The following is a 9,449-nucleotide window of genomic DNA, read 5'->3' as shown; positions in this document are numbered from 1 at the left end:
CCGGCTCCCTGTCGGGAGCCGGCTGGTCAGGATGCGGACCGGGGTTCAGTTCAGTGCGGCAGGTTCGGCAGGCGGATGCCGACCATCTCCTGCATCACGCGCACGACCTGGCAGCTGTAGCCGAACTCGTTGTCGTACCAGACGTAGAGCACGACGCGCTTGTCGGCGGCGATGGTCGCCTGCGAGTCGACGACGCCGGCGTGGCGCGAGCCGACGATGTCGGTCGAGACCAGCTCGGTCGAGGCGGTGTAGTCGATCTGGTCGGACAGCTTGCTGTGCAGCGCCGTCTCGCGCAGGAACTCGTTGATGCCGTCCTTGGTGACTTCGGACTGCAGGTTCAGCGACAGGATCGCCATCGACACGTTCGGCGTCGGCACGCGGATGGCGTTGCCGGTCAGCTTGCCCTTGAGTTCCGGCAGCGCCTTGGCGACGGCCTTGGCGGCACCGGTCGAGGTGATGACCATGTTCAGCGGCGCGGCGCGGCCGCGGCGATCGGACTTGTGGTAGTTGTCGATCAGGTTCTGGTCGTTGGTGTACGAGTGCACGGTCTCGACGTGGCCGTTCTCGATGCCGTACTTGTCGTTCAGCGCCTTCAGCACCGGGGTGATGGCGTTGGTCGTGCACGAGGCGGCCGAGACGACCAGGTCGCTGTCCTCGATCGTGCCGTGGTTGACGCCGTAGACGATGTTCTTGATGCCGTCGCCCTTGGACGGAGCGGTCAGCAGGACCTTCTTCGCGCCCTTGCCGCTCAGGTGCTGGGTCAGGCCTTCGAGGTCGGCCCACTTGCCGGTGTTGTCGACGATCAGCGCATCGTTGATCTCGTATTCGGTCAGGTCGACGGCACCGGGCTTGTCGGCATAGATGACCTTGATGAAGTTGCCGTTGGCGATGATGGCGTTGTTTTCTTCATCGACCGTGATCGAGCCGTTGAACGGGCCGTGCACGGAGTCGCGACGCAGCAGGCTGGCGCGCTTCTGCAGGTCGGCGCCCTTGCCCTTGCGCACGACGATCGCGCGCAGGCGCAGCTTGTTGCCGGCGCCGGTGCGCTCGATCAGCAGGCGGGCCAGCAGGCGGCCGATGCGGCCGAAGCCGAACAGCACGACATCCTTCGGTTCCAGCGACTTCTGCGCGTGATCGCCGACGATGTCGGCGAGCTGTTCGCCGAGGTAGTCCGCGAGCGAGACAGCGGTGCCGGCCTTGCGGAAGCCGACGGCGAGCTTGCCGATGTCGAGGCGGGCCGGGGCCACGTCCATGCCGGCGATGGCCTTCAGCACGGCCAGCGTGTCGGCGACATCGAGCTCGGCGCCTTCGTGGTAGCGGACGTAGCGGTGGGCCTTGAGGATTTCGATCGTGGAGCTGTTGACGATCGGACGACCGTAGACCAGCAGGACCAGGCCGCGGTCGCGATAGAGCCGGCCGAGCAGCGGCAGCATCTCTTCGGCGATTTCCTGACGGTTCTTCCAGTCCTGCAGAATCAGATCGTGCTGTGCTTGGCTCATTGTTCGCTTTCCGTTGGGCATGGGTTGCTGCTCGCTCGATCGTTCCGCATGTCGAAAAATCCTGCAGAAACAGTCGCAAGCGGGCGCGGATTGTAATGATCGGGCTCCCTGCACGGCAAGCACGCAGGTCAACCAAACCGCGTCCTCACGGTCAAGCTGCGTGTCGGCGGCGTGCTGGCTGCAGAGCGGCGATGCACGCCGGCGGCGGGGTGCTGCGGATGTGCGCGCTATCATGCGCGTCCTGACGCGGATGACCGGCCCGGACCGCCGCGTTCCGTGCCCCCAGCGAGTGATCCCTCCGTGTACCGATCCGCCCAAGCCCGTCTGACCCGCCTCCTCGATGCCGCCGGTCCGGTGGCCGTGCGCGGCTGCCTGAAGGGGCTCGAACGCGAGGCGCTGCGCGTTGCGCCGGATGGCCGCATCGCGCAGACCCGGCACCCGCGCGCGCTCGGCGCGGCGCTGACGCATCCGTGGATCACGACCGACTATTCCGAGGCGCTGCTGGAGTTCATCACGCCGCCGGTCGCCGATACGCAGGACTGCACGCGCTTTCTCGACGAGGTGCATCGCTTCGTGCTGCCGCGCCTCGGCGACGAGAAGATCTGGCCGGGCAGCATGCCCTGCGTCGTCGATGGCGAGGACGGCATCCCGATCGCCGAGTACGGCAGCTCCAATGCCGGCTACATGAAGCACGTCTACCGCCGCGGGCTCGGCCACCGCTACGGCAAGCTGATGCAGGTGATCGCCGGCGTGCATTTCAACTTCTCGCTGCCGGAGGCCTTCTGGGCGGCGCTGCGCGAGATCGACGGCAGCATCGCCGCGCAGCCGGCCTATGTGTCGGACGGCTACTTCCGGCTGACGCGCAACGTGCAGCGTGTCGGCTGGCTGGTGCCCTACCTGTTCGGCGCTTCGCCGGCCGTGTGCCGCTCGTTCATCGGCGCGCGCGGCGAGGATCTCGACGAATGGGACGACGGCACGCTGTACCTGCCGTACGCGACCTCGCTGCGCATGAGCGGCATCGGCTACCAGAACCGCAAGGAGAAGAAGTGCGGCGTGCACGTGCGCTACGACGGCCTCGATGCCTACGTCGCGAGCCTCGCGCGCGCCGTCAACACGCCCTGTCCCGAGTACGAAGCGATCGGGGTCTGCCGGGCCGGCGACTGGCGGCAACTGAGTGGCAACATCCTGCAGATCGAGAACGAGTACTACAGCACCGTGCGGCCCAAGCAGCCGCCGCTCGGCAACGAGAAGGTCACGGCGGCGCTGGCGCGCCGCGGCGTGCGCTACGTCGAGCTGCGCTCGCTCGATGTCGATCCGTACCAGCCGACCGGCGTCGATGCGGTGACGCTGCGCTTCGTCGAGGCGCTGCTGATCTTCTGCACGCTGGCCGACAGTCCGCGCATCGAGCTGCAGGAGCAGCTCGATGTGAACGCCAACCTCGAACGCGTGGCACGCGCCGGGCGTGATCCCGGTCTGCTGCTGGCGCGCCGCGGCGCCAGCATCGGCCTGCGCGACTGGGGGCTCGGCATCCTTGCGGCGCTGGAACCGGTGTGTGCGGTGCTCGACGGCGCCGATCCGGAATCGCCGTACACGGCGGCGCTGAACGAGCAGCGCGGCAAGCTCGAAGACCCGGCGCGCACGCCGTCGGCGCGCGTACTCGCGGAGATGGGCGAGCGCGAGGAGGGTTTCTTCGACTTCGGCTGGCGCCTGGCCACCGAACACGCCGCGACGCTGCGCCGCCGGCCGCTGCGGCCGGCGCGCGAGGCCGAGTTCCGCGTGCTCGCCGAGCGCTCGCACGCCGAGCAGGCGGCGATGGAGGCCGCCGACGACATCGGCTTCGAGGAATACCTGCGCCGGTATTTCGCGCAGCGCTGAGGCGGCCGGCGGTTCAGGCGGTCGTCAGGGCCTCGACCGCTTTCGCCAGCGTTTCCTCGGGAACGCCCTCGGCCCGCAGCGCTGCCAGCAGCCGGCTGACCGGTTCGGCATCGAGCCGCTCCAGATCGGCGCGCAGGCCCTGCCCGATGCAGGCGCGCATCAGGGGCTGGCAGCCGGAATGGCCGGGCAGGGGGGGCGATGCGCTTCCGCCATCCGCCCACCTCTTGCAGCGCCCGCTCAGGTCCTGAACTGTCCGACCCGCTCGGTCAGCGTGCCGGCGGTTTCGCTCAGTGCGCGGGCGGAGTCGAGGACCTCGACGCTGGCGTGCACCGTGCCGTCGGCGCCGGCGGCGAGTTCGCGCACGACCTGGGCGATGTGCTGGCCGCGCTGCGCGGCCTCGGCGACGTGGCCGGCCATCTCGGCGGCGGCGAGCGACTGCTGTTCGGCGGCCTGCGCGATCGACTGCTCGAAGGCGTTGACGCGACCGATGATGTCGCGGGTGCGGGCGATGGCGGTCTGGGCCTGCGCGGTGTCGCGCTGGATGTTGTCGATGCGCTCGTGGATGCGGCCGGTGGCCTCGGCGGTGGCTCTCGCCAGTTCCTTGACCTCGCCGGCGACCACGGCGAAACCCTTGCCGGCCTCGCCGGCGCGTGCGGCCTCGATGGTGGCGTTCAGCGCCAGCAGATTGGTCTGCTCGGCGATCGACGTGATCAGGCGCAGCACGTCGCCGATCTGGTTGCCGGATTCGGCGAGGCGCTGCATCAGGGTTTCGGCATCGGCCGCCGCGCGTTCGGCCTCGCTGCCGATGCCGCTGGCCTGCTCGGTGTTGTGTGCGATCTCGCGCGCGGTCGCGCTCATCTGCTCGGTGGCAGCGGCGACGGCATCGAGCCGGCGGCCGACGTCCTCGGCATCGGCGGCGGCATCGGCGGTGCGGGTGCGGTGGCCGTCGGCATCGCCGCGCAGCCGGCGGGCCAGCGCATCGAGGTCGGCCGCGCGCGTGCCGAGCGCCTGCGCGGCGCTGCCGATGGCGCCGAGATGGCCGCGCAGGTCGCCGAGCAGGCGCGAGAGTCCGGCACCGACCCGGCCGATGGCGTCTTCATCGCTGCCGTCGACCTGCACGGTCAGGTCGCCACGCGCGGCGGCATCGACGCGGGCGAGCAGCGTCTCGACCTGCGTGGCCAGCTGCTCGGTGGCGGCCCGGGCGGCGGCGAGGCGTTCGGCCTCGGCGGCGGTCTCGCGTTCGCGGGCGGCCGCGCGGGTGTCGAGCAGGTGGTTGACGCTCGCGACCAGCGCGCCGTAGTCGCCGCTGAAACGCTCGGTGCGCCCGCGCCGCGCCAGCTCGCCGACCTCGGCCGCGTGCACCAGGGACTGTGTTTCGGCCAGCAGCTCGGCAACCGTCGCCTGCGTGCGCGCGACGCTGGTGCCGAGCCGGTCGGCCTCGCTGCGCGCCGTGTGGCGGCGCGCGGTGTCGCCGCGATCGAGCGCATCGACCGCCTGCGTCAGCTCGCGCAGGTAGGCGAGCATGGCGCGGAAGGCATCGGCGAGCCTGCCGACCTCGTCGCGGCCGACATAGCGGACCTCGCAGCTGGTGTCGCCGGCGGCGATCGCCTGCGCGGCTTCGGCCATCGCGCCGAGCGGCCGGGCGATGCCGCGCGCCAGCCACCAGGCGAGCAGGCAGCCGAGCAGCAGCAGGCCGGCACCGAGCGCGAGTGCGGTCTGGCGGATCTGCCGGGCGGTCTGCTCGAACAGGGTCTGGTCCTGGAACACTTCCAGCGCACCGGCCGTGCGGCCGGCGTAATCGGCGATCGGCATGATCAGCACCGCCAGATGCGCGTCGCCGGTGATGATGTCGCCCATCGCCGGCGTGCCCTTGGCGGCGGCGCGCAGTTCGGCCTCGCCGAGGTCGGGCCAGTTGCCGGCGGTGTCGGCCAGGCGCCGGAGCTGGCCGGCGTCATCGAGCGTCACCAGCCGCGCGCGCAGCAGATACCAGCGCATCAGCTCGTCGAAGAAGCCCTGACCCATCGCCACGCCGAACTCGACCGTGCCGAGCAGCTGCTCGCCGCGGCGGATCGGCACGACCGCGCGCAGGCCGAAGCCGCCGGCGTCGGCTTCGAGCCCGGCGACCGCCTTGCCGCTCTGCTGGGCGTCGACGATGGTCCTGCGCGTGGCGGAGAGATCGTCGCCGTGCTGCTGCGGCTGGTGCACGCGCAGGAAGGAGATCGCGCCGGGCCCGTGGAACTGGAACTGTTCGAGGTTCTGCCCGGTTTTGAGCGCCGCGAACGCGCCGCCGAACTCGGCGAGCAGGCGCTCGCGATCCCCGGCCGCGAAGGCCTCGACCACCGAGGGCTGGCTCGCCACCAGCGTCGCCAGCGCCTCGGCGGCGCGCTGCTCGCGCTGCATCGAGGCGATGACCAGACCGATTGAGCCGTTCAGCCGCTCGGCGCGGCTCGCCGTCTGGATGCCGGCGAGGTCGTGCAGCATCGCAGCGGTCAGCGTCGCGGCGACGATCACGAGGATCGCACCGAATCCGAGGGCGAGGCGGGTGCCGATGCGCAGGCGGCGTAGCGTCATGGCGAAGTCCTGAACAGGCGATGGGGGGGCCCGCAGCGTGCGGTACCCCGGGGAGCCGTTTCCCTGCGCTGGAGCAGGCGCAGATTTTCGGCACACGAAAATTCACGATCTATGGTTACCGGGCGGTCGGAACCCGGTTTTCGCCATTTCACATCGTGAAAACTCTGCGAAATGGCGGCACTTCACATCGTGGAAAAATACATAGATGGTCTTTTAGGATGCGCATCGGCGGGCGCGAGTGATCCACGCGCAGCCAGCGTCGCTGCAGACCGACAACGGTAGGCGACGCAGCAGCATCTGCAGACACACAAAGGATGCCGTCCAGGCCCGAGGTCTGGTTCCCGGGAGGAGGAGGACGGCCGTCGCAACATTCACCTCGATGCCATGAGGTTTCGTCATGACTGCCGAACAATACAAAGATGTCGATCCGCAGGAGACCCGCGAATGGCTGGCTGCCCTCGACGGTGTCATCGCCCATGTGGGCGCCGAGCGGGCGCACTGGCTGATCGAGGAGCTGATCGAGCGCACGCGGCTGGCCGGTGATCTGGCCCCGTTCAGCGCCAACACCCCGTACGTCAACACCGTCCCGGTCGAGAAGCAGGCGCCGATCCCGGGCGATCAGGACATCGAGCACCGCATCCGTTCGTTCGTGCGCTGGAACGCGGCGATGATGGTGCTGCGCGCCAACCGCGAGACCAACGTCGGCGGCCACATCGCCAGCTTCGCGTCGGCCGCGACCCTCTACGAGGTCGGCTACAACCACTTCTGGCGTGCGCCGAGCGACGGCCACAACGGTGACCTGCTGTTCATCCAGGGTCACTCGTCCCCCGGCATCTACTCGCGCGCCTTCCTGCTTGGGCGCCTGAGCGCCGAGCAGATGGACAACTACCGCCAGGAGACCGACGGCAAGGGCTTGAGCTCTTACCCGCATCCGTGGCTGATGCCGGACTTCTGGCAGTTCCCGACCGTGTCGATGGGCCTCGGCCCGCTGCTCGCGATCTACCAGGCGCGCTTCATGCGCTACCTCGAGGACCGCGGCCACGGCGTGCACAACAACCGCAAGGTCTGGGCCTTCCTCGGCGACGGCGAGACCGACGAGCCCGAGTCGCTCGGTGCGATCGGCATGGCCGGGCGCGAGAAGCTCGACAACCTGATCTTCGTGATCAACTGCAACCTGCAGCGTCTCGACGGTCCGGTGCGCGGCAACGGCAAGATCATCCAGGAGCTCGAAGCCGAGTTCCGCGGCTCCGGCTGGAACGTCATCAAGATCGTCTGGGGCAGCAAGTGGGACGCGCTGCTCGCCCGCGACAAGTCCGGCATCCTGATGAAGCGGATGATGGAAATCGTCGACGGCGAGTACCAGACGATGAAGGCCAAGGACGGTGCCTACGTCCGCGAGAGCTTCTTCAACACGCCGGAGCTGAAGGCGCTGGTTGCCGACTGGTCCGACGACGACATCTGGCAGCTCAACCGCGGCGGTCACGATCCGCACAAGGTCTACGCCGGCTTCAAGGCCGCCGTCGATCACAAGGGTCAGCCGACCGTGATCCTGGCCAAGACCATCAAGGGTTACGGCATGGGTGAGGCCGGTGAGGCGGCGAACATCGCCCACCAGGCCAAGAAGATGAAGTTCGATGATCTCAAGGGCTTCCGCGACCGCTTCAAGATTCCGGTCAGCGACGAGCAGATCCCCGAGTATCCGTACCTGACCTTCGCCGAAGGCTCGAAGGAGCTCGACTACATGCGCGCGCGGCGCATGGAACTCGGCGGCTACCGCCCGGGCCGTCACCCGAGCGCGCTGCAGCTGCCGGTGCCCGGCCTCGCAGCCTTCGATGCGCTGCTCAAGGCGACCGGCGAGGGCCGCGAGATCAGCACGACGATGGCCTTCGTGCGCATCCTCAACACGCTGGTCAAGGACCGCAACGTCGGCAAGTACGTCGTGCCGATCGTCCCGGACGAGTCGCGCACCTTCGGCATGGAAGGCATGTTCCGCCAGATCGGCATCTGGTCGCAGGTCGGCCAGCAGTACACGCCGCAGGATGCCGACCAGCTGATGTTCTACAAGGAGTCCAAGGACGGCCAGATCCTGCAGGAAGGCATCAACGAAGCCGGCGCGATGGCCGACTGGATCTCGGCGGCGACCTCCTACGCCGTGCACGGCGTGCCGACCATCCCGGTCTACATCTTCTATTCGATGTTCGGCTTCCAGCGCGTCGGCGACCTCGCCTGGCTCGCCGGTGACATGCGCGCCCGCGGCTTCCTGGTCGGCGGCACCGCCGGTCGCACGACGCTCAACGGCGAGGGCCTGCAGCACGAGGACGGCCACAGCCACCTGTGGTCGGCGGCGGTCCCGAACTGCATCAGCTACGACCCGACCTTCGCCTACGAGCTGGCGGTCATCGTGCAGTCCGGCCTCAAGCGCATGTACCAGGACCACGAGGACATCTACTACTACCTGACGGTGATGAACGAGAACTACGAGCACCCGGAGATGCCGGCCGGGGCCGAGGCCGACATCATCAAGGGCATGTACGCCTTCCGGAAGGGCGGCGAGTCCAAGGGGCCGCGCGTGCAGCTGCTCGGCTCGGGCACGATCTTCCGCGAGGTCATCGCCGCGGCCGAGCTGCTGCGCGACGAGTGGGGTGTCGAGTCCGACATCTGGGGCTGCCCGAGCTTCACCGAGCTGTCGCGCAACGGCAACGACACCGTGCGCTGGAACCTGCTGCACCCGACCGAGGCGCCGCAGAAGTCGCACGTCGAGCAGTGCCTGGAAGGCACCGAAGGCCCGGTCATCGCCGCGACCGACTACATGCGCCTGTTCTCGGAGCAGATCCGCGCCTTCGTGCCGCGCCGCTACGTGACGCTCGGCACCGACGGCTTCGGCCGCTCCGACACCCGCGAGAAGCTGCGCAACTTCTTCGAGGTCGACCGCCGCTGGGTCACGGTCGCCGCGCTGAAGGCGCTGGCCGACGAGGGCACGATCGAGCGCAGCAAGGTCGCCGAGGCGATCGCGAAGTACGGCATCGATCCGTCCAAGCCGAACCCGCGCCTGATCTGAGGCAGGTCCACGGCCGCGCGCACCGGCAGCACCGGTGCGCGCCGGATCGACAGGATTCCGTACGGATCCTTCACGCGTGAGTCCCATTCGGCGGTCACGGACGCTGACGGCGCGGGCAGGGCGGTTGAGCACCGCCCGCCGCGCGCCGCGGACGGTCCGGGCCGCGAGGCAACGAGCATGAGCAATCTCATCGAAGTGAAAGTGCCGGACATCGGCGATTTCAAGGACGTGGACGTCATCGAGGTCTCCGTCCAGCCCGGCGACACGGTCAAGGTCGACCAGACCCTGATCGTGCTCGAATCCGACAAGGCGAGCATGGACGTTCCGTCCAGCCACGCCGGCGTCGTCAGGGAAGTGAAGATCAAGGTCGGCGACAAGGCCTCCGAGGGCACGGTCGTCGTGCTGCTCGAAGCCGCCGGCGGCGCGGCCGCCCCGGCCCCGGCCCC

The 9,449-nt window shown here is 69.0% G+C and carries 6 protein-coding genes; 3 read left to right on the top strand and 3 right to left on the bottom strand.

Features of this window, described 5'->3' with window-relative positions:
* Window positions 1-50 precede the first annotated feature (50 nt).
* Complete coding sequence (locus PKE44_RS10505; protein ID WP_324550851.1) at window positions 51-1,499, bottom strand: glyceraldehyde-3-phosphate dehydrogenase; 1,449 nt, start codon at window positions 1,497-1,499, stop codon at window positions 51-53.
* Window positions 1,500-1,799: 300 nt separating this feature from the next.
* On the opposite strand from PKE44_RS10505, the gene gshA reads away from it, so the two are divergent.
* Window positions 1,800-3,374, top strand: coding sequence for a glutamate--cysteine ligase (gene gshA, locus PKE44_RS10500; RefSeq protein WP_324550849.1), 1,575 nt, complete (start codon window positions 1,800-1,802; stop codon window positions 3,372-3,374).
* A gap of 13 nt (window positions 3,375-3,387) precedes the next feature.
* Here gshA and PKE44_RS10495 read toward each other — a convergent pair whose 3' ends face one another.
* Both PKE44_RS10495 and PKE44_RS10490 read right to left on the bottom strand, forming a co-directional pair.
* Complete coding sequence (locus PKE44_RS10495; RefSeq protein WP_324550847.1) at window positions 3,388-3,534, bottom strand: hypothetical protein; 147 nt, start codon at window positions 3,532-3,534, stop codon at window positions 3,388-3,390.
* Between the two features lie 77 nt (window positions 3,535-3,611).
* Window positions 3,612-5,945: a methyl-accepting chemotaxis protein gene (locus tag PKE44_RS10490; RefSeq protein ID WP_324550844.1), complete on the bottom strand. Its 2,334-nt coding sequence runs from the start codon at window positions 5,943-5,945 to the stop codon at window positions 3,612-3,614.
* A 397-nt stretch (window positions 5,946-6,342) separates the two neighbouring features.
* On the opposite strand from PKE44_RS10490, the gene aceE reads away from it, so the two are divergent.
* Entirely contained in the window at window positions 6,343-9,003 is a 2,661-nt protein-coding gene (aceE, locus tag PKE44_RS10485; RefSeq protein WP_324550842.1) for a pyruvate dehydrogenase (acetyl-transferring), homodimeric type, read from the top strand.
* A 177-nt stretch (window positions 9,004-9,180) separates the two neighbouring features.
* Window positions 9,181-9,449, top strand: a 269-nt coding sequence (locus tag PKE44_RS10480; RefSeq protein WP_324550840.1) for a biotin/lipoyl-containing protein, incomplete at its 3' end; no start/stop codon positions are given.

Origin of the sequence: Plasticicumulans sp. (genome assembly GCF_035331805.1) — a bacterium.
GTDB lineage: Bacteria > Pseudomonadota > Gammaproteobacteria > Competibacterales > Competibacteraceae > Plasticicumulans.
The sequence above is the reverse complement of the archived record's forward strand: the minus strand, read 5'-3'. Positions and strand labels throughout refer to the sequence as shown.

Excerpts from the sequence above, each read along its gene's own strand:
- PKE44_RS10505 (WP_324550851.1), bottom strand. The coding sequence starts at position 1,499 with ATGAGCCAAGCACAGCACGATCTGATTCTGCAGGACTGGAAGAACCGT.
- PKE44_RS10495 (WP_324550847.1), bottom strand. The coding sequence starts at position 3,534 with ATGCGCGCCTGCATCGGGCAGGGCCTGCGCGCCGATCTGGAGCGGCTC.
- PKE44_RS10490 (WP_324550844.1), bottom strand. The coding sequence starts at position 5,945 with ATGACGCTACGCCGCCTGCGCATCGGCACCCGCCTCGCCCTCGGATTC.
- aceE (WP_324550842.1), top strand. The coding sequence starts at position 6,343 with ATGACTGCCGAACAATACAAAGATGTCGATCCGCAGGAGACCCGCGAA.